At 57.7% G+C, this 20,204-nt stretch carries 20 protein-coding genes; 18 read left to right on the top strand and 2 right to left on the bottom strand.

Translation table 11 applies throughout. The features are described 5' to 3' along the window. The 5 genes from U5A52_RS41895 to U5A52_RS41875 all read left to right on the top strand — a co-directional run. Nucleotides 1-502 (top strand): HlyD family secretion protein (locus U5A52_RS41895; protein ID WP_321940222.1); only part of this gene is annotated, 502 nt, incomplete at its 5' end. Nucleotides 503-842: 340 nt separating this feature from the next. Then, nucleotides 843-1,814, top strand: coding sequence for a LysR family transcriptional regulator (locus U5A52_RS41890; protein ID WP_321940220.1), 972 nt, complete (start codon nt 843-845; stop codon nt 1,812-1,814). Between the two features lie 235 nt (nt 1,815-2,049). Further along, nucleotides 2,050-2,535, top strand: coding sequence for a hypothetical protein (locus U5A52_RS41885; protein WP_321940219.1), 486 nt, complete (start codon nt 2,050-2,052; stop codon nt 2,533-2,535). A gap of 163 nt (nt 2,536-2,698) precedes the next feature. Beyond that, on the top strand, nt 2,699-3,613 hold the full coding sequence (locus tag U5A52_RS43430) for an AraC family transcriptional regulator (RefSeq protein ID WP_415774140.1): 915 nt from the start codon (nt 2,699-2,701) through the stop codon (nt 3,611-3,613). Continuing rightward, on the top strand, nt 3,603-3,860 hold the full coding sequence (locus U5A52_RS41875) for an AraC family transcriptional regulator (RefSeq protein WP_321940216.1): 258 nt from the start codon (nt 3,603-3,605) through the stop codon (nt 3,858-3,860). Before U5A52_RS43430 ends, U5A52_RS41875 begins: the two co-directional genes overlap by 11 nt. A 142-nt stretch (nt 3,861-4,002) precedes the next feature. On the opposite strand, the gene U5A52_RS41870 is transcribed toward U5A52_RS41875, so the two are convergent. Then, nucleotides 4,003-4,134 carry a hypothetical protein gene (locus U5A52_RS41870; protein WP_321940214.1) on the bottom strand — a complete coding sequence of 44 codons (132 nt, stop codon included), beginning with the start codon at nt 4,132-4,134 and terminating at the stop codon, nt 4,003-4,005. A 326-nt stretch (nt 4,135-4,460) separates the two neighbouring features. Between U5A52_RS41870 and U5A52_RS41865 the strand changes: the two genes are divergently transcribed. Next, nucleotides 4,461-5,645: a porin gene (locus U5A52_RS41865; RefSeq protein ID WP_321940212.1), complete on the top strand. Its 1,185-nt coding sequence runs from the start codon at nt 4,461-4,463 to the stop codon at nt 5,643-5,645. 85 nt (nt 5,646-5,730) lie between these two features. On the opposite strand, the gene U5A52_RS41860 is transcribed toward U5A52_RS41865, so the two are convergent. Continuing rightward, complete coding sequence (locus tag U5A52_RS41860; RefSeq protein WP_321917070.1) at nt 5,731-6,771, bottom strand: LacI family DNA-binding transcriptional regulator; 1,041 nt, start codon at nt 6,769-6,771, stop codon at nt 5,731-5,733. A gap of 411 nt (nt 6,772-7,182) precedes the next feature. On the opposite strand from U5A52_RS41860, the gene U5A52_RS41855 reads away from it, so the two are divergent. From U5A52_RS41855 to U5A52_RS41800, 12 genes are all read left to right on the top strand, one after another. Then, nucleotides 7,183-8,097 (top strand): LysR family transcriptional regulator, encoded by a 915-nt coding sequence (locus U5A52_RS41855; protein WP_321940210.1) that lies wholly within the window; start codon nt 7,183-7,185, stop codon nt 8,095-8,097. Nucleotides 8,098-8,242: 145 nt separating this feature from the next. Further along, the gene (locus U5A52_RS41850) at nt 8,243-9,190 is read left to right on the top strand and encodes an intradiol ring-cleavage dioxygenase (RefSeq protein WP_321940208.1); all 948 of its coding nucleotides are present in this window, start codon (nt 8,243-8,245) and stop codon (nt 9,188-9,190) included. Between the two features lie 18 nt (nt 9,191-9,208). Continuing rightward, on the top strand, nt 9,209-10,090 hold the full coding sequence (locus tag U5A52_RS41845; RefSeq protein WP_321917065.1) for a sugar phosphate isomerase/epimerase: 882 nt from the start codon (nt 9,209-9,211) through the stop codon (nt 10,088-10,090). 39 nt (nt 10,091-10,129) lie between these two features. Beyond that, on the top strand, nt 10,130-11,122 hold the full coding sequence (gene iolG, locus U5A52_RS41840) for an inositol 2-dehydrogenase (RefSeq protein ID WP_321917064.1): 993 nt from the start codon (nt 10,130-10,132) through the stop codon (nt 11,120-11,122). Between the two features lie 24 nt (nt 11,123-11,146). Beyond that, nucleotides 11,147-12,235 carry a Gfo/Idh/MocA family oxidoreductase gene (locus U5A52_RS41835; RefSeq protein ID WP_321917063.1) on the top strand — a complete coding sequence of 363 codons (1,089 nt, stop codon included), beginning with the start codon at nt 11,147-11,149 and terminating at the stop codon, nt 12,233-12,235. Between the two features lie 85 nt (nt 12,236-12,320). Further along, entirely contained in the window at nt 12,321-13,391 is a 1,071-nt protein-coding gene (chvE, locus tag U5A52_RS41830) for a multiple monosaccharide ABC transporter substrate-binding protein (protein WP_321940205.1), read from the top strand. A gap of 90 nt (nt 13,392-13,481) precedes the next feature. Beyond that, complete coding sequence (gene mmsA / locus U5A52_RS41825; RefSeq protein WP_321940224.1) at nt 13,482-15,011, top strand: multiple monosaccharide ABC transporter ATP-binding protein; 1,530 nt, start codon at nt 13,482-13,484, stop codon at nt 15,009-15,011. Between the two features lies 1 nt (nt 15,012). Next, nucleotides 15,013-16,221: a multiple monosaccharide ABC transporter permease gene (gene mmsB, locus U5A52_RS41820; RefSeq protein WP_321940203.1), complete on the top strand. Its 1,209-nt coding sequence runs from the start codon at nt 15,013-15,015 to the stop codon at nt 16,219-16,221. 160 nt (nt 16,222-16,381) lie between these two features. After that, nucleotides 16,382-16,678, top strand: a complete 297-nt coding sequence (locus U5A52_RS41815) for a Dabb family protein (protein WP_321940200.1) — start codon at nt 16,382-16,384, stop codon at nt 16,676-16,678. Nucleotides 16,679-16,717: 39 nt separating this feature from the next. After that, complete coding sequence (locus tag U5A52_RS41810) at nt 16,718-17,779, top strand: maleylacetate reductase (protein WP_321940199.1); 1,062 nt, start codon at nt 16,718-16,720, stop codon at nt 17,777-17,779. Between the two features lie 692 nt (nt 17,780-18,471). After that, nucleotides 18,472-18,942 (top strand): surface-adhesin E family protein, encoded by a 471-nt coding sequence (locus tag U5A52_RS41805; RefSeq protein WP_321940197.1) that lies wholly within the window; start codon nt 18,472-18,474, stop codon nt 18,940-18,942. After that, the gene (locus U5A52_RS41800) at nt 18,943-19,482 is read left to right on the top strand and encodes a hypothetical protein (RefSeq protein ID WP_321940195.1); all 540 of its coding nucleotides are present in this window, start codon (nt 18,943-18,945) and stop codon (nt 19,480-19,482) included. It abuts the gene before it with no gap. The last annotated feature ends 722 nt before the right edge of the window (nt 19,483-20,204 follow it).

Genomic DNA, 20,204 nt, shown 5'->3' with positions numbered 1-20,204 from the left:
CATCGTGCCGCTCAATGGCGTGTGGGTGGACGCGAACTTCAAGGAAGTACAGCTCAAGCACATGCGCATTGGCCAGCCGGTAACGCTCACTGCAGATGTCTATGGCTCGGGCGTGAAGTATCACGGCCGTATCGAGGGGTTCTCGGCGGGGACGGGCAGTGCATTCGCGACGCTGCCGGCGCAGAACGCCACGGGCAACTGGATCAAGATCGTTCAGCGCCTGCCGGTGCGCATCGCACTCGATCCGCGCGAACTCGCGGCGCGTCCGCTGCGCATCGGCCTCTCGATGACGGTGGATGCCGAGACGCGCGACGACTCCGGCTCGCAGCTCGGCGCGGCGCAAAATACGCGCTATCGCACCGATGTCTTCGCGCAGTACGATGCGCAGGCCAACGGCGAGATCGAAAAGATCATCAAGCAGAACGAAATGGCTACGCAACAGGCGAAGATTGCGGCGTCGGTGGCGAAGAACGTAGCGATTCGGGACCAGACGCGTGGCTAGAGTCATCCGGTGCGAGCGTAGTCCCGGCGACAGAGGCGTCTTCGCGCTTCTTGCACAGCCGCGTGGGAGCATGACGCTGCCCGGCGTGCGCAGGATGAAGTGAGGCACCGGCGCACTCAGGTAACCGCAGTACCTGCACAGATGGGACTCATCGACTTATGGATAGTTTAACGGGCGCTCTGAGCTTGCTCGAAATACGGATACCGATGCTCAACAAGGTATCCGGCACACCAAACGACTACCTGTATCGCGTATTCGCCACCTTCGCGCTCTACCACCTCAACCGTGCACTTCTGATCCATACGACGGTTTTCTCTGGCGACGTTGGATGGCAACTCTTATGGAATGGATCATCAGGAAGTCTTGCAAGCGCTGTCATCAAAGGGAACATATGAACTATCTTGAGACTTTGCGAGTATTCCGTTCTGTCGTCGAGGCCAATAGCTTTAGACGGGCAGCGGACAATCTGGGGATAAGCGTGGCCGCCGTTTCACGCACTATCTCAAGACTCGAGACCCGGCTGGACAGCCGTCTGTTCCATCGCACGACGCGGCAGATGTCGATGACGGAGGCGGCGGAACGCTTCTATGCCGGCAGCTCCCGCATTCTGGACGATTTGGATGCGCTGGAAGCTGAAGCGTCGATGCAGGCAGTTCAGCCTGGCGGTGTGCTCCGACTTGTCGCCCATACCACGGCGACGGTGCTTCGGCTCGTCCCGCTGATCTCGAGCTTCAAGCGCAAGTATCCCAGAGTGGATCTGGATGTGACCCTCACCGAGCGGCCGGTAGATCTGGTCGCGGACGGCTATGATCTGGGTCTCGTTGTGCCCTTCATGTTGAGCGCCGAAACCGTCGTCACCCGACTTCTCGATCGAGCGCCGCTCATTTTCGTAGCCACGCCGGAGTATCTGAAAAGACACACATTACCCCGACATCCATCCGAGCTGTGTAATCACACGTTCGTCGCTATGTCACCGACCGTTCGCAAGTCGGAGGTGACCTTCCGCCTGGACGAAGGGGATCTGACCGTCCCGCTTAAGTATCACGTCGCATCAAATAACGCGATGTTCAATCGGGAAATGGTACTTGAGGGATTCGGCATCGGCGCGATGCCGGCAGCGCTCGTGCAGGCTGATCTGTCCTCAGGCAGGCTGGTACCGATCCTTGGCGGCTTCGAAATCGCCGATAGTGCATTAGAACTTCGGCTCGCGTACAACTCTCGAACACTCTTGCCGGCCAAGGTTAGAGCGTTTGCAGAACATGCCGCAGCGTTTTTCGAGGAAACGACAGGCGCCCAGCCGGAATTCAGCTAATTCGGATCTGTCCAGATCGCCTCAATGCGCACACTGATATTGGGGTAAGGGTTGCTCTCGTTCAGCAAATGGCGGTGGCCAGACGCGGACTCTCGCCGGACAAGCCTACGCGGTTGAGCGGACTATTCGGACCGGCGGACGACTCAATGCGTTGTTCAATAAAAGCGCTTCTGGCTAAGGGCCACGAATGCACAAAAGGCGCGATTACCCCAAAGCAGGATAAGGATTTCACCATATGAATTCATTCCACCGGGGTGACTGGTTGCAGCTTGCTCAGGCAGGTGGCGGGATGCTTGCCATCGCTGCCGCCGCGCTCGTACCTTTCGTGCATGGGCTATTCATCGAACGACGGCGGCGTCGGGCGCAGATGCGGATAGTCTTGGCAGTCTGCGAGCGCATGTCTGGACTGCTCGACAACTTGAAGACTGCCCTTGATTCCAACGCCAGCTTGTCGGTTTACACAGAATATGATGTGGACCGTGAGTGGGAGCAGACCCGCGTGACGTTGGCTGCGTTTCCCGTTTGGGACTTTACTGACAACATAATTGCGGTTCACATCGGGCATCTTCGATCTGCTGTCGAGCACGCCCAAGGTATTGCTAAAAGATATGCCTCCGAGCAAGCAGTAGTAGATCCGATATGCGGCGCGCTGGTCGAATCCGTGCTCGCCTGTAAGGAAGTTGTGACCCGAGCGGAGAACGAAATCCGCGTACGCCTGTGAATCCGTGCCATCGTGGTGAATACGGTGGTTACATGACGCGCGCGTCGAGTGGCACACGTGCAACCTGCTCGGTTACGGCTGTTACCATCGAGATTAATCGGGCAGGCCGTATTCAAACGCCTGCCGGCTGTGCTGGTCGAGCATTCATTACTGCCGTAACTGGATGCGATTCCTTGAACGCCTACTAGCGGTAGGCTTGCTCTGTCGGAAGGACCGCGCCCGGCTAGTCCAGGGAATCCGGGTTTCGCCCTGTCAGGCTAGGCGCCACGTCGGAATATGCGCTGGCGCCAAACCTTCGGCACGCCGGGGTTGCCGCACCGTGCGGATGAGCTTCACGACATCGCTTTCGTGGCGCCGGTGTAGCAGATCGCCTCGCCCTCATTCATCAACGTCTTGCCAGTCTGGAAAAAGAGTAGCTCGCTGCACCACCAGAAGGGTGCTGGTGCAAAATGCTTGCAGAACCAGCTGTAGCCGTAGCCTTCGGGTTCCTGGGCCTTGTACTCGTTCCACAGCAGGTCGAGCGTTACGCGTTTCCTGCCAGACCGGGTGCAATACCATCGCCTTGCGGATGGTAGAAACGCGGCAAGTCTCGAATTTCGGCGTGATCAGCCTGCGTATCAGCCAGCAGCCCGGCCTGCGTGACGCGCTGGCGACTTTCATCAGATACCGGCACCTCTTCAACGACTCGGTGGTCATGCTGCTCGAAGATGCCGGCAACGCCGTCATCATCCGGCAAGAGGTGACGTTGGGCGTTCCCTCGCGACAGGCGACGGAACTGGCGATGGGGGTGGTATTCCGGATGTGCAGTGCCCTGCTCGGCGTGAACTGGCAGCCCCTGAGTGTCAACTTCACGCACAACGCACCCACCGATCTGCAGATACACCGGCGGCTGTTCGGATGCCCGCTGGAGTTCAACAGCGAATTCAAAGGCATCGTCTGCCTGGCGGCGGACCTCGACAAGCCCAACCCCAACTCCGTCAGCCGTGAAGTACGCGGCGCCATCTACCTGATGCTGCCAATGGGCCGGACAACGTGCGAGGCCGTAGCGCAGCGGTTGGGTATGAGCCATGCAGCGTGAGCTCGACAAAGCCGGCGAGAGTTTCACGAGCCTTCTCAATGAAGTGCGCTGCGAACTTGCCATGCGATATGTTGGGAACCCGCGGTACTCCCTGGTGGAGGTTTCCGAACTGCTGGGCTACAGCTCGCCAAGTACGTTCACGCGCTGGTTCTCGGCGCAATTCGGCATTGCACCGGCTGTGTGGCGGCGGGCAAGGCCGGCCACGGTAAACGTCGGTCACCCTGAGAGGTCAGCGACCGGTAGCTGAGCGAAAGCTGACACCCGAGTGTCCGTCGTGCTCCTGTAGCCACTGGCCGCTTGTGGCCGGCTGCTGACAAATCCGATTTGTATGGGTGACACCGCGCCCACGACTGCTCGACGGCTGGGTGCGACCCGAGACAGGTAGCTCGTTACTTTTTGCCCTTGAGGGTAAAGGGCGCGACGAGCGACTGGACGTCGACCTGTCGCCCATGGAGCAAAAGCAGTCGCGCGTAGAGAACCGTGTTTTCGAGCACAAGCTTCGCGGTGCTCTGCAGGTTCACCGGGACTCATCTCCAATCGGTCCCTGGCACTCGATATACCGAAGCTCCGCACCTGCGAACACAGCAGACGGCGGGATCCCGTGCCCTCAGTTGCCAGAAGACCGTCAATTGACGAATCTCTAGTATCGGCGCGACATTTTCCCACTTTCCGGGAAATAGATTCCTCGCGCAGCTCTGTGTCGCCGCGCCTCGCGAATATACACTCGCCAAAACAATAAAGACGGCTGAAGAGGGCGGTCACTTAGAAGTGTGTGCGAATCGTTGAGACGAGGATATGCCTCGTCTTAGATAACTAAAATTATGTACTGCTATATAAAGGAGACGCAATGAAGAAGGCCTTGTTTGCGATAGTGACGGCTGTGGTCGCAGTTTCCGCAAATGCTCAAAGCAGCGTGACGCTATACGGCATTGTCGACAATGGGCTCCAGTATGAAACTGGCTTGCCGAAGGGAAACGCGTTTAGCGCGCAGAGTGGTGGCTGGGCACAATCGCGATTTGGTCTGAAAGGCGCAGAAGACATGGGCGGCGGCACGAAGGCTATCTTCCAGCTGGAGTCCCGACTCAACACGCAAAACGGAAGCTTCGCGAACGGCAGCTTCTTCGAGGGCCAGGCGACCGTCGGTTTGCAGAATGATACCTGGGGCCAAGTCAAATTCGGCAATATGGGGTCGGCTGAAATCAGCCAATATTCCGGTGACGTCGACCCACAGCAGACGAAGAAGTATTCAATCGGTACGCTGGTGCGAGGCCGGATTTTCTCGCAGGCAGCGAACGGAGTCGAGTATCTCTCGCCGAAGATTGCTGGGTTCACGCTTCAGGGGCAATATGACCTGACCAATTCGTCGACATGGAACGCAGGCAATCCGGGGAGTGCGCCCGGTCAGCTCGGTGCCTCCAGCGGCCTCGGAAGTGCGCAAGGTCGGTCAGACGGTATCAAGTTGTCGTACCAGCGGGGCGGGTTGTTCTGGCAAGCAACCTACGACGAAGTCCGGGACCCAAATGGCCAGTTCAGCAACGTGTATCTGACGTCGAGGTCCATTCTGACGGGAGCGAGCTATGCGTTCGGGCCAGTGATTGCCTACGTCGGGTATCAGCATCTGAGTGCGCCGGACGCTTCAAACGAGGGGTACTTTGGCAGCGCGACGCCGACCACGCTCCCGACTGGGACATCGCTGCCGACCGCAGTCAATCACGAATGGGTTGGCGCAATCTGGCAGACCACGCCGGCTTTAGCAATTTCCGGAGCCGTGTATCACGCAAATGCCAACAACGGAAACGGCAACGCCACGATGTTCACGTTGGGCGCAAACTATTCGCTGTCGAAGCGTACGCTCCTCTATACCGAATTCGCCTATCTGCACAACAGCGCGACATCCAATCTTGGACTCAATAGTGGGCTCTATGGCGCGAACTCAAACAACGACCCGATAAACGGCAACCCGTCGAGCACCAATCCGAATTTCGGTCAGGGCCAGTTCGGCGTAATTGCAGGAATCGCCACCCAATTCTGAATTCGCGACGAGAGAGGGCGGGGAGTGTGTCCCTGGCTCTCTCCGTTGCGTGGAGCGTTGGTCGCCTGTGACGGACGTATTCCTGTCATCGAAATCTAGCGGCGATGTGGTCGGGGATATTTTCCGGTGTCACGACAACCACCGACGACGAATGTGAGACTGCCGAGGCCGGCAACATCTTATGGAAATGCATGATGTGCTGACACGCCGCTCTCATGTCTTGCCGAAGTTCGTGGTACAGAATCGCCTGTATCTTGCCCTCACGCAGCAGTTTTATGTTGTCCCGGTCCAAGTCGTGCCCGATGTAGCATTTTGGCGTCTTCCCGTGTGCATCGAGTGCTCGCAAGATTGCTCGATTGCCACCGCCCATCGAATAGACCGCCAGAATGTCAGTCTTCGCACTGAGGACCTTATGGACGAGCTTCTCCGTGGTCTCGTCTAGTCCGTGACCACCGCTCGCGTCAATCAAGGTAAGTTGAGGATGTCGGGCCCGCAATGAACGCCGGAAGCTTATCTCGCGCTCTTCCTCGCCTCTGAAGCGCTCGTCGCTCATCGTAATCAGGACGTTGCCTGTTTGGCCACCTAGCCAATGCACGAGGAGGTATGCCGCTGTCGCACCCGCGACCCGATTGTCCAGACCAGCATAGGCAATGCGACCTGACAGCGGAATATCGGTGAATGTCGTGACAACAGGAATGCCGCGCTGTTTGAGGTCGCCGATTGCATCAGAAATCTCAGGTACGTCACGTGCCTTCAGGAAGACCCCGTGGCTGCCACGATGTGCAATTGCACGAAGCGCTTCAACGACTTCTGGAGTGGTCATTGTCTCGCGCATGAGGAAGCGTGGACGAAAGATGGCTGGTTGTAGAGTCGGTAGTTCAGCCTCCAGAGCATCCCTGATTTCTTCAGCGAACCGGGCAGGCGCTTCGACAACGACATCGACGATAAGCTTTCGTCCGGCCGATGCCGAATAGAGCTCCTGCTTCTCGAGTTCCTTGATGGCTTGCTCAATGCGCTTCTTCGTCTGCTCGCGAACCGTCCCGCGGTTGTTAAGTACGCGGTCAACCGTAGCGACGCCTACCCCCGCCTGGAGGGCTATCTCCTTGATTAGAAAGCGATGGGCCATGACGTGGGTCTCTCAACTGATGTCCTCTTGATTGTTTGATGATATAGCAGCGCGGTGTGGCCGACCAGGCGCAAACAGCTCGGAGGCATTGCGCGTTTGAACAAGCGTGTAGCTGGCAAGGGGGCGAGGCTTTACAGCTTGCGAGCGGCGCAAAGCCTTACCAGGGGGCATAGACGGGGCGTACCGGTTGAAGTCTGTGGTCTCATATTGATGCCCGGATGCGACTCGGCCGCATTTATTGGGGTAGGGTATTCCCCGGTTTTGATGGATTTGTGATGGATTTTGTCAGCGCTATTCACGTTAGTGCTGACGTATTCTTCTAACCGGGCACGGCAGCGAGCGGGTCAGCGACTAGCGCTTGCGCGCGTGACCCCGTGCCGAACACGCGGATGACAGGGATGGTGTGGAAAGATGGACCAGTTTAAGGAAGTTCAGCTGTTCGTCGAGGTTGCCGAGACAGGTAGCATCAGTCGGGCGGCCGAGGCTGTGGACCTGTCCATATCTGCTGCAAGTCGCTATCTCATTTCGCTCGAGAGTCGCCTTCGTGTGCAACTCGTGCGACGGACAACCCGGAATCTTTGCCTCACGGAAGCAGGGGAGGAGTTCCATCGGCGCTGTAAATCCATCCTTGCAGACCTCGGCGAAGCTGAACTGGTGGTCAAGGATGCAACGGTGCGGCCGAGTGGGTTGCTCCGGGTGACGGCATCGCTTTCCTTTTGCATGCTGCATATCGCACCCATGCTTCCGGAGTTTACGGCGCGCTATCCGGACATCACTGTTGATGTTGTCGCTGCCAATCGCTACTACGACATCATCGAGAACGGGATTGACGTTGCAGTCAGAACCAAGGTCCTCGAAGCGGACAGCAACATTACCGTGCGAAGGCTTGCTTCAACGCGGCGCGTATTGACCGCCGCGCCGAGCTACATCGCAGCACATGGTTCACCGCGATTCCCGGCAGAGCTTGGCAAGCACAAGCTGCTGAACTATGGGCTCGCCGACAATCCTCGCGACCTCGCATTCCAGCGCGACGGCGAGTGTGTCGCTGTCAAGGTGAAGCCATTGCTTGAATCCAATGACGGACAAATCCTGCGAGCTGCGGCGCTGGATGGCATGGGGATACTCGTCCAGCCTAAGTACATCGTGTACGACGACATCCAGGACGGTCGGCTCATGCCGGTACTCGATGAATGGGACCTGCCTCGCCTCACAATGAACATAGCGTTTCAGACGCGCTCGCACATGCCTGTCAAGGTTCGTCTCTTCATTGATGCGCTCCTCGAACGCTTTCGCAAGAACGAGTTCGAGCGGCTCTGGACGGAGTAGTCACGTGCTGACTTATTGGGCGCGGAATACGTGGGACAGTTTCCCACCAAGTGCGAAAGAGATTCCCTTTTCAGCTCTGTTTTGCCGGCAATAGCGAATATAGACTTCCTTCAAAGCTGTAGAGAAACATCGAAGGAGACACTCAATGCATCAGGCCGCAACTACCTCTGTTTCGCAAACCTCCTCTCCGTATTTCGAAGAAGAACACTCAGCGGACGTAGTGAACGCGCGCATGGGACAGGACATCAGCCCCAGGCTCAAGCAGGTCATGTCCGTGCTCGTGAAGCACATTCACGAAGCGGTAAAGGAAATCGAGCCGACACACGAAGAGTGGTTCTCGGCAATTCGATTCCTGACCGAGACGGGCCAGATGTGCAACGAGTGGAGGCAAGAGTACATCTTGCTGTCGGACATTCTCGGTGTCTCGATGCTGGTTGACGCTATTAACCATCGCCGTCCGAGTGGTGCGACGCCGAATACGATTCTCGGGCCGTTCTACGTCGCGGACGCGCCAGCGTATGAAAACGGCGCAAACATCTGCCTGGATGGGAAAGGTGAGCCGCTCGTTGTTTCAGGAAAAGTCACCGACATAGCCGGAAATCCGATTCCGGAAGCGAAGCTCGAAGTCTGGCAGACGAACGACGATGGCTTCTACGACGTTCAACAAAAGGGCATCCAGCCGGATTCGAATCTGCGAGGCGTGTTCACGTCGGACGATGAAGGGCGCTACTGGTTCAAATCGGTCAAGCCACGTCACTATCCGATTCCCGCAGACGGCCTAGTCGGCAAGCTGCTTGGCGCAATGGGCCGCCACCCCAACCGTGCCGCGCATTTGCACTTCATCGTAACCGCGCCCGGCTATGAGCCCGTGATTACACACATCTTCACGCCCGACTGCCCGTACCTCCCTGAAGACGCGGTCTTCGGCGTCAAGCGCGAGCTAATCGCCGACTTCAAGAAGGTCGATGACCTCGAGGTCGCGAGACAGGTTGGATGCGCAGCCCCGTTCTGGTCTGTGGCGTGGGACTTCACCCTCGCGCCGTCCGTGAGCGCGATGAGAGTCATCGCCACCAAACACTCCGATTTAACCTGAGACACTGGATACCTTCAAATGAGCGCGAAACGCAAAGAACTACTTGCCGCGTACTGGACGCTTGCTGGCGATGTCTACCCAGGCGCGCCGACGGAAATCAGTCCGTTTCCGTTGCGTGAACGCGCGGAGGCTGCGTCGCGGGCTGGCTGGCGAGGCATTGGCCTCATCCTCGACGACCTCGAGTACAGCGTCGAACAGCACGGCGTCGCCGGCGTGAAGAAGATTCTTGAGGACACGGGCATGAAGTATTTCGAACTCGAAATCCTCATGGACTGGTACCTCGACGGCGAGCCGCGTGCCAGGTCAGACCATTTTCGTCGCCGTGTCATCGAGTTGGGCGCCGAGCTTGGCATGCGCAACCTGAAAATCGGGGCGAGTCCTTTCGACGAGAGCCCGGCCGACTTCCCACGTATGACGGACGAATTCGCGAAGCTCTGCGAAGACGTCGCTGCGGTCGGTGCAACGGTCGCAATCGAATTCATGCCATTTTCGGTCATCCGGAACATCGGGGACGCACTGAAGATTGCTGAAGGTGCTAACCAGCCGAACGGCGGACTGATGGTCGACAATTGGCACGTTGCCCGCTTTGGTAGCCCCTACAGCGAGGTCGCGAACATCCCGGCGCGTTTCATTAAGGGCGTCGAGCTCGACGATGTCGCTGCACAGGTCAAAGGTACGCTGCTGGACGACTCCACGTTCAATCGGAAGCTGTGTGGTGAAGGGGTGGCTGACTGTCGCGCGTTTGTCGCGGCACTTGAACAGGCCGGCTGCGATTTGCCGTACTACGGCGTCGAACTGATTTCCGAACCGTTCCGAAAGCTGCCGCTCGAGCAGATGGCCAGGCGTGCCTACGACACCACTATCGCCCAGTTCTCGACGAAGGCAGGCGCCACCGTCTGACGCACTCATCGCTCAAACCAATCATCTCTGGAGACAAACATGATTCGTATAGCCGTACTTGGCGCTGGCCGCATCGGCCGCATTCACGCTGCAAACGCCGCCGCAATCCCGAACGCCAAGCTCGTCGTTGTGGCCGACCCGTTTGCCAGTGCGGCCAACTCGCTGGCTGAACGCCTCGGCTGCGAAGCATCAACGGACCCGATGGCCGTCCTGCAGCGCAGCGATATCGACGCGGTGGTCATTGGCACGCCGACGGACACACACATCACGTTCATGCTCGAAGCCGTGGCGCGCGGCAAGGCGGTTCTTTGCGAGAAGCCCATTGACCTCGAGATGGACAAGTCACTGGCTGCGGCACGAGAAGTGGAGCGTCAGCGAGGCCGCGTGATGCTCGCCTTTAATCGCCGCTTCGACCCAACCTCCCAGGCCTTCCGCAAGGCAATTGATGCGGGTGACGTGGGTGAAGTTCGCCAGGTCGTCATCTCGAGCCGTGACCCCGGCATGCCTCCGCGCGACTATGTCGAGCATTCGGGTGGGATTTTCCGAGACATGGTCATTCACGACCTCGACATGGCTCGCTGGCTGCTCGGCGAAGAACCTGTGGAAGTGATGGCAATGGCAAGCCGCCTCGTCGACTCGTCCCTCGCGGAGCTGGGCGACTTCGACACGGTCATGGTCCAGCTGCGTACGGCGTCCGGCAAGCAATGCCACATCAACTGTTGCCGCGAAGCTGTCTACGGCTACGACCAGCGGATGGAGGTGTCGGGCTCCACGGGCATGCTCCTTCAGGAAAACCTGCGCCCTTCGACTATCCGCCGCTGGACGAAGGACGCAACCGACGTGCGCGAGCCGCTGCTCAACTTCTTCCTCGAGCGCTATGTTGAGGCGTACAAGGGCGAGCTGCAGGCGTTCGTCGATGCACTGAACAACAACACGCCGCTGCCGACGTCGGTTGACGATGGCCTGAAAGCTTTGCGTCTCGCCGAATGCGCGCTCGAATCAGCGACGTCCGGCAAAGCGGTCAAGGTATAACCATTCAGCTGGAGGAGATTCGTCATGACACGAAAGATTGGTCCCGGTGAAACGGTAGGCGTCGCATGCCTTGGTATCACGCACCCCCATACGTCGGGGCGCGTCAAGGCGATTCAACGTCGGACCGATGCCAGGATGCTCGGTGCCTGGGACACCAGCCCGTTGCTGAAGCCGTTCGTGGATGCGCTGGGACTCGAGGTTCGTACGAAAGAGGAAATACTCGCCGACGACAACGTGCATGTCGTTCTCGTGCACTCGAAGAGCGACAAGATGGCGGACCTCACCATCGAAGCGCTCGAGGCTGGCAAGGCTGTGCTGTGCGAGAAGCCGGCGGGGCGCAGCTCGGAAGACGCGCGCCGTATCGCGCAAGCCGTCGAGCGCACGGGCGGGCTCTTTCAGGTTGGCTACTGCTGGCGCTTTGCGCCGTCGGTCGACGCAATGCAGGCAGCCCTGAAGAGCGGGCGCCTTGGCAAAGTCGTTCAGGTGCGCGCGCACGGCGGCTGCTCGCACGATGAAGCTGGCACTGCGCACATGACGCAGCCGGGTGATATCGGTGGCGCTGTATTCGTCATTGGTTGCCACCTGGTGGACCGCATTCTTCTCCACTTTGGTACGCCGCGGTCGGTGAATGCGCGCATCACGAAGTTCCCGAACTTTCATGGTGACGAGTCCCGCGAAGATGCGGCCGGCGCCGTGCTCAATTATGAAGACAAGATTGTGACCATCGACTTCATGTCGTGGGACGTGTTGCCATGGACAGAGAGTTGGGACATCACGGCATATGGCACTGAGGGGATTATGTCTTCGCGGTCTTTGCCGGCCAGCTACAAAATCTACGACGCCGGTAAGGGTGACTACCCGGAGGGTTGGACCGAGTGGCAAGAAACGAGCTTCCCGGAAATCTGGGCCACGAAGAAGACGGAGTATTCGCCCGATATTGCAGAAATCGGTAACCCGGTTTACTTCGACCGCGAATCGAACGCGTTCTTCGACGCATTACGTAACGGTACGTCGTCAGTCGTTCCCGCTACGCAGGCATACAACATCAGTCGCGTCATCGAGGCCATGTTCGCCTCTTCGAAGCAGGCTGGGGCGGAAGTCTTTATTGAGTAAGAGACACTTGGCCGCCGAACGCGGCCAGTGACCAAATCGCTCGGACTTTTCAAATAAATATGTAGTCCTAATTTAGGAGACAGAGATGAACATCATCAAGCGTGTTGTGGTTGCTGTTGGATTCAGCGTCGGGTTTGCTGCAATGACGACGTCCTCCTACGCCCAGGACAAGGGCGTCATCGGCATCTCGCTGCCGGACAAGACCGAATCGCGTTGGCTCACCGACGGGAAGAGCATGGTCGATGCCTTGAAAGCGAAAGGCTACACGGCCGACTTGCAGTACGCGAACTACGACGTTCCCACGCAGGTGAACCAGGTCGAAAACATGCTCGCCAAGGGTGTGAAGGCGCTGGTGATTGCGCCCATCGACGGCAAGACCTTCTCCGGCGCTCTGGCATATGCACAGAAGAAGCACATCAAGGTCATCTCGTACGACCGTCTGATTAGCCAGACAAAGGACGTCGACTATTACGCCACGTTCGACAACTACGGTGTTGGCGTGTTGCAGGCTCAGAGCATTGTTGACTCATGGAAAAAGAAAGGGAGCAAGACGCCGTACAACATTGAGGTCTTCGGCGGCTCGTCAGACGACAACAACGCTCACATGATTTATGCGGGCGGTATGTCAGTGCTCAAGCCGTATATCGACAGCGGGAAGTTCGTCATTCGTAGCAAGCAGGAGGCGTTTGAAAAAATCGCGACCCGCAACTGGGATGGCGCGACTGCACAGTCGCGTATGGATAACCTGCTGAGCGCGTTCTATGGCAAGGACCATCTCGATGCCGTGTGGACCCCGAACGACGCAATTGCAATCGGCGTGATTTCGTCGCTTAAGGGTGTGGGATACGGTTCCGCGCAGTCTCCTATGCCTGTGGTGACCGGGCAGGATGCGGATGTCCAGAATGTGAAGGCCATTGTTCGGGGCGACCAGACTACGACCGTATTCAAGGACACGCGCAAGCTCGCAAGCGTTACCGCTGACATGGTGGATGACGCGCTGACCGGCAAGACCGTCCCTGTGAACGACACGAAAAGCTACAACAACGGCGCGAAGATTGTCCCGACATATCTGGTCAAGCCGGTTCTCGTCGACAAGGACAGCGTCCAGCCGCTGCTCGTGAACAGCGGCTACTACACGCCGGCGCAAATCAAGTAACCGCGGTGTGGCTCGGAGCGCCGTGACAAATGAGCCAATGACGGCGCTCTGATGTCAGGCATCGAGCGCAAGGAATACGAGGATACGGAGATGGACACAATTCTGGAGATGAATGGCATCCAGAAGGCATTTGGCCAGGTGAAGGCCTTGAATAACGTCAATCTGAAGGTCAGAAAGGGCGAGATTCATGCCATCTGCGGTGAGAACGGCGCAGGCAAGTCGACGTTGATGAAGATTCTGAGCGGCGTCTACGCGCATGGCTCGTACTCAGGTGCGGTCGTGTATGAGGGGGCGGAGCGCGCGTTCTCCGACATCACCGACAGCGAGGAGGTGGGCATCATCATCATCCACCAGGAACTCGCTCTCGTTCCAATGTTGTCTATTACTGAGAACATCTTTCTGGGTAACGAGCAGTCCCGCCGCGGCGTTATCGATTGGCAAGGCTCTCGTGCCCGTGCGAAGGAGTTGTTGCAGAAAGTCGGATTGAGCGACTCTCCGGACACCCCGGTTGGCACTCTTGGAATCGGCAAGCAGCAACTGGTGGAAATCGCGAAGGCACTGTCGAAAGAGGTGCGTCTGCTCATCCTGGACGAGCCCACGGCGAGCCTCAATGAAAAAGACAGCGATACGTTGCTCAAGCTGCTACTGGACCTGAAGGAGCGGGGCGTTACCTCCATCATTATCTCGCACAAGCTCAACGAAATCTCCCGGGTCGCTGACAGCATCACGGTTATCCGCGACGGTTCGACCGTCGACGAACTGGATTGTCGCGCGGAAGCCGTCAGCGAGGACCGCATCATCAAGGCGATGGTGGGTCGAGAGATGTCTGACCGCTATCCGAAGCGGACGCCCAATGTTGGCGAGATTATTTTTGAAGTCAAGGATTGGCGCGTTCAACACCCTACGCAACGGGACCGCGCGGTCATCAAGGGCGTCAACCTGAACGCGCGTGCGGGTGAAATCGTTGGCATCGCCGGATTGATGGGCTCAGGACGAACTGAGCTGGCGATGAGCGTATTCGGCGGGGCGTACGGCCAGGATATCAGTGGCTCGGTATTCATCCATGGTAAGCCGGTCGATGTGTCGTCGGTAAGGAAGGCCATCAATGCCGGGTTGGCCTATGTCACCGAGGACCGCAAGGGCAACGGCTTGCTCCTCGACGACGATATCCAGACAAACATTTCGCTCGCGAATCTCGCTGGCGTGTCGAGATACGGTGTCGTGAACGAGCACGAGGAAGTTACCGTTGCGACTGACTTCCTCAGGAAGTTGCGCATCCGGGCGCAAGGCGTTTCTCACGTGGTGGGCAATCTGTCCGGTGGCAATCAGCAGAAGGTCGTGTTGAGCAAGTGGCTGTTCTCTGAGCCTGATGTCCTGATTCTCGACGAGCCCACCCGCGGGATTGACGTGGGAGCGAAATACGAAATCTACAGCATCATCAATCAAGCGGTTGCGGCGGGCAAGTGCGTCGTCATGATTTCTTCGGAGATGCCTGAGCTTCTTGGCATGTGCGACCGCGTCTATGTCATGAACGAAGGCCGATTCGTTGGCGAGTTCACGTCGGAAGAAGTCTCGCAGGAAAAAATCATGCGGGCAATTATGCGAAATGGAGGCATCTGAAATGCGTAAAGCTCTCTCGCCAACGGCTCCGCAGGAAGCCGAGGTCAAGAAAAGTGAACTCATCGACGCGATTAGACGTGGCGCCAGCGAATACGGGCTGCTTGTCTCGCTTATCGTCATCATGATTTTCTTCCAGATTGCGACGGGCGGTGTGCTCATGGAGCCGCTGAACCTGACCAATCTTGTGCTTCAGAACAGCTACATCGTCATCATGGCCCTTGGCATGTTGATGGTGATTGTATCTGGCCATATCGACCTGTCGGTTGGCTCAACGGCAGGACTTGTTGGTGCGCTCGCCGCAGTATTGATGGTTCAGTTCAACGTCAACTACGTGCTGGCTACCGTCATCTGTATCGCGACTGGTGCGCTCATCGGCGCGGTGCAGGGTTACTGGGTTGCGTTCTGGCGCATGCCGTCATTCATCGTGACGCTGGCAGGGATGCTTGTGTTTCGTGGGTTGACCAATCTGGTCCTTCAGGGGCAGTCGATTGGCCCGTTTCCAGATAGCTTTGCGGCTGTCAGCTCGGGATTCATTCCGGACGTCTTCCGTGGGCAGGAACTCCATATCACTTCCATTGTGCTTGGAGTCCTGGTCGGTGCCGCATTCTTCGCGATTGAGCTTCGTCATCGCGCAAGTGCGGCGAAGCATGGTGTGGGCAAAGGCTCGTTTTCGATGTTCGTGGCAAAGAATGTCGTGCTGACTGGTCTGATTGTTTATTTTTGCTACCTCCTCGCGTCTTATCGTGGCTTGCCGACGGTGCTCGTCATCATGGGAGTGCTGATTGGGGTCTACACGTTCGTGATGAACCGTACGACCATTGGGCGCCGCGTGTATGCAGTGGGCGGAAATGCGAAAGCAGCACGACTCTCTGGGGTCAGCGTACCTGCCGTGAGCTTTCTCACGTTCGTCAACATGGGCATCCTCGCCGCTCTCGCGGGCATCATTTTTGCCGCACGCCTCAATAGTGGTACGCCGAAGGCGGGTACCGGATTCGAACTGGATGTGATTGCGGCCTGCTTCATTGGCGGCGCATCGGCGTCGGGCGGCGTGGGTAAGGTTGTTGGGGCGGTTGTCGGCGCGTTCATCATGGGCGTGATGAATAACGGGATGTCCATCATGGGCATCGGGGTGGACTATCAGCAGGTCATCAAGGGAATCGTGCTGCTGGCGGCGGTGTTTGTCGATGTCTACAACAAGAACAAGGCGTGAGCGATGCGCTCTCGCGGGTGCGATTCACAACAATCCATTGCGGGCGGACCTGCGTCCGAAATGAAGAAGTGGCAAGCGACAAGATCAGAGTCTGCGCCAGTTGAGACTTCGCAAGGTGTGTCGCTTGCTTGAGAACCAGGCATCAAATGGTGGAAGGGCCATGATCAAGCACATCGTTATGTGGGACGTTCGAGGCGAAACGCCTGAACAGAAGAAGGAAACGGCGCTGGTAGTCAAGACTGCATTTGAAAGTCTGGCCGGGAGGATTCCGGGTCTGACGAAACTGGAAGTTGGTATGAATATAAGCAAGGTCGACTATGCGTGCGACGTTGTGCTGTACACCGAGTTCGAGAGCCAGGCAGACCTCGAAGCTTACGCGTCCCACCCGGAACACTTGCGGGTAAAGCAGGTGCTCGGAGACTGCCGGATTGCTCGGCATCAGGTTGACTACGTCTGATGCCCCCATCTGCTGGACAGATAGCGGAACACTCACCCCATGTACGACTTTACTTATACGACTCATTCCTCGCGCGTAGTGTTCGGCAAGGGGAGTATGAAGCTGATCCAGCAGGAAGTTGAAACGCTGGGAGCACGTCGGGCGCTTGTTTTGTGCACGCCGCAGCAAAGAGCCGAGGCAGAGACAGTGGCTTCGCTGCTTGGGCCGTCGAGTGCGGGCGTCTTTGACGGCGCACAGATGCATGTGCCGATAGAAAACGCTCGCCGTGCTCGAGAATTTGCCAAAGAGGTCGGCGCTGATTGCGCGGTGGCCATCGGGGGCGGCTCGACGATTGGCCTTGGGAAAGCCATTGCGCTTGAATCGTCGCTACCGATTATTGCAATCCCGACGACCTACGCCGGGTCAGAGATGACGCCCATCTACGGCATAACGGAAGAGGGCCTGAAGCGTACCGGGCGTGACCAGAAGGTTCTGCCGAGGACGGTCCTCTACGACCCGGAGCTGTCCGCAGGTTTGCCAGCGCAGCTTTCGTTTGTGAGTGGCATCAACGCCATTGCACATGCTGCGGAGGGCTTGTACGCCAAGGACGGCAATCCGGTAGTGGCCATGATGGCGGAGGAGGGAATTCGTTCTCTCGCGAAGGGCCTTAGAGGTGTCAAAAAGAACAATCGGGATATGGAGGCTCGCAGCGAGTGTCTCTATGGAGCCTGGCTTTGTGGCACGGTTCTCGGAAACGTCGGCATGGCGTTGCACCACAAGCTGTGCCATACACTTGGTGGGACGTTCAATCTGCCGCATGCGCAGACGCATGCCATCGTGCTTCCGCACGCGCTTGCATATAACAGTGCCGCAGCAGCCGATGCTATGGCGCGCATTGCCCGAGCGCTCGATGCAGGCGATGCCGCGGGTGGACTCTATGAGCTGAATCGCGAGCTTGGAGTGCCCGATGGATTGAGGGCGATCGGCTTGCGGGAGGAGGACCTGGACCTTGCATGCGATGTCGCTATGTCCGACCCGTACTGGAATCCGCGACCTGTTGAAGCTCGTCCGCTTCGCGAGCTCTTGCACCGGGCTTGGGAAGGTTGCCGGCCGCGGGCTTGACTGCGGACCTTTTCGTGGTCCGGTGGTCAGCGTGAGGTTAGCCGTCGCGCACTAAGCGGCGCCGATGGGTCACTTAGAACGCTCGAACCCTTCTCCGTCACGTCACATTTTCGGTAGGCGCGCTGTTTGTGCGACTATTGGTGAAAAGGAGGCACACAACGGGGCGATATGTGACGCAGCCGATGTCGCAAAATGGCCGGAACCAGCAAATCGACGGCGCTCGGCGGACACCCTGACGCGTATCGGCCTCGAACTTCCATACACGACCCTGAGCCGTCGTTCTGACTCCGTGCGCCGTAATGACAGCTTCCGGAGTGCAACGGACACTCTCCCCGCCGAATTGGTCGGCAAGTTGTCGGCCATAGAGGACGGTCGGTGATTGGGGGCTGTGGGATGGCTGTACGTTCCTTTGCGGACATTCAAAAGGCCTCCTCTGTTTGAGCCCGACACGTCTTCAGCGAGCGTTTGTGGGGTCCTTTTTGGGGCTTGCTGTCGGAGAACCGCCTTTTGAGGGATAGGCGTGTAGGCTGTAGCCGCGCGGGCTTCAAGGCGACCCATTGACTACCTGTAGATTTCTAGATTAAGCGCTCGATCTGTGGCGCGTTGCCGCATGCTTCGCGCGGATGCCTTTAAGCATTCACTGGCGATGCCTTGTCGCATACAAAATCCTTACAATCAAGAATATAGTTGACATGTCATCTGTATTCGAGCGCGTTTCGCGCGCGACAGGCACAACAGGCGCGGCCAGTAAGGATTCGCCCGTTTTCCAGAAAGGAAAAGAAATCATGAAATCGCGTGCGATTTGCGCCGCACTGATCGCGGCATTGTCCCTTGTGTCCGTTTCGGCGCAAGCCAGTTGGGTACAGGTTAACGAAATGATGGCCTACAACACCGAACGGATCGAAACAAATGGGCCAATCCGTACTGCCTTCATTCGCATCAATAGTGGCGGCAAGGTCATGGGGAAACATTATGACTATGTGATCTCCCGTAAGGTCTATAACTGTCGCGACTGGACATCCGCGTCAAAGGCTGATGCAGCATACAAGTCCGATGGGACGTCTGTTGTGGCGAGAACATATCAGAGCTACGAAATGGTTTTCGATCCAATCATGCCGGACTCATATGGTGAAGATACGGCCAAAGCTATCTGCGAGAATTGAATGTTTGATTCCAGACTATATGAGAACTTAGACCGCGCGGCAGTTGAGTCATATAACGCGCGGATCGCGGGATCGAAGAGTGCCGCAGCGTATCGGCTTCACGATGAACTTGGTCCGCATCCGTATGATGGAGATATCGAGAACGCAAAGGTGATCTTGCTGCTCGCGAACCCAGGGTACGGTAAGATAAGTACATTGGACGATCACAGGTATCGCGTAGAAGGGTGGCCAATGTCTTCGCTTCATCCCGGTGCGTCGAAAGGAATGTACGACTGGGTTTTGCCAAAGGTTGGCGACCTAGTAAAACGATTCGGGCCGCAGCATATAGCGAGGTACGTAGCGATGGCTCAGATTCATCCTTGGGCTTCGGAGAACTTCGATGAGCGCTTTAGTCCACCGTCCAAGGCGGTGATCGCGAAACTGGTCAAAGAGGCGCATCAGCGCGGCGGGCAGACAGTATGCATATTGGGACAGCGTCTGCGGGACTACGCTGCCACGCGCGTTCTTTCGCGCCCCGACCTTGATTGCCGCAAACATTGAGTCACGCACTCCGGGCGTCTGGGCGGCTGTCTGCAAGAAGCTCCACGAATCGTAGTTGCGACACAGCAGCATGACCGTCTTATGCACCTGCCTGCCGAGTCGGGGCAGGTGCGCAGTCAGCATTGCTCAATCGATGTAGCCGAGGAAGGTTAGATGAAGCCGCCTTGCTTCGTCCGTCAGAAGCTCAAACTTAGCCGAGCGTTCGCATTCAGTCGCCTTTGCTCTAACCACGAAAGTGCGTGGTCCAACGTCCTTCAGATCGAAGGGGTCTCCGAAAGTACCAGTAGGCATTGGGGCGCTAAACCTGAACTTGTCGATGTGCTGATCTCCCTTCCTCACACTTTCCCGGCATGAAGCGCGTTTCTGGTGGATATTGCCGCGCATTGGGAAGTATAGCGGCAGCAATGGTTCCCAACATGTGACGGTGGATCGTAGCGGGTGTCCGGTCATGGGCCGGCACATATGGGCCACTCGGCGCTCACTTCGTCGTCGCAATCGCGCCCGCTAGTTGCCCTTAAGTTTGACCTCGTCGATGTGCATATTTTGAGGTGGTTGAGGCCGACGCGTGCCGCAATTGTGGCGCACTGTTGTGGGTTCCGCGCGGCTTAGGGTTCCCGCAAGCAGTACATGATTGGCCTCGATGACGGTGGCAGTGCCCTGAAAACAAAAAGCCCGCTCGGCGGGCTTCCTGTCAACGTCGCAACGGGCCTCAGGCTGCGGCG

The sequence above is a fragment of the Paraburkholderia sp. J8-2 genome (assembly GCF_905220195.1).
Lineage (GTDB): Bacteria > Pseudomonadota > Gammaproteobacteria > Burkholderiales > Burkholderiaceae > Paraburkholderia.
Note: the sequence above shows the minus strand (reverse complement) of the source record. Positions and strands in the feature narration are given on the sequence as shown.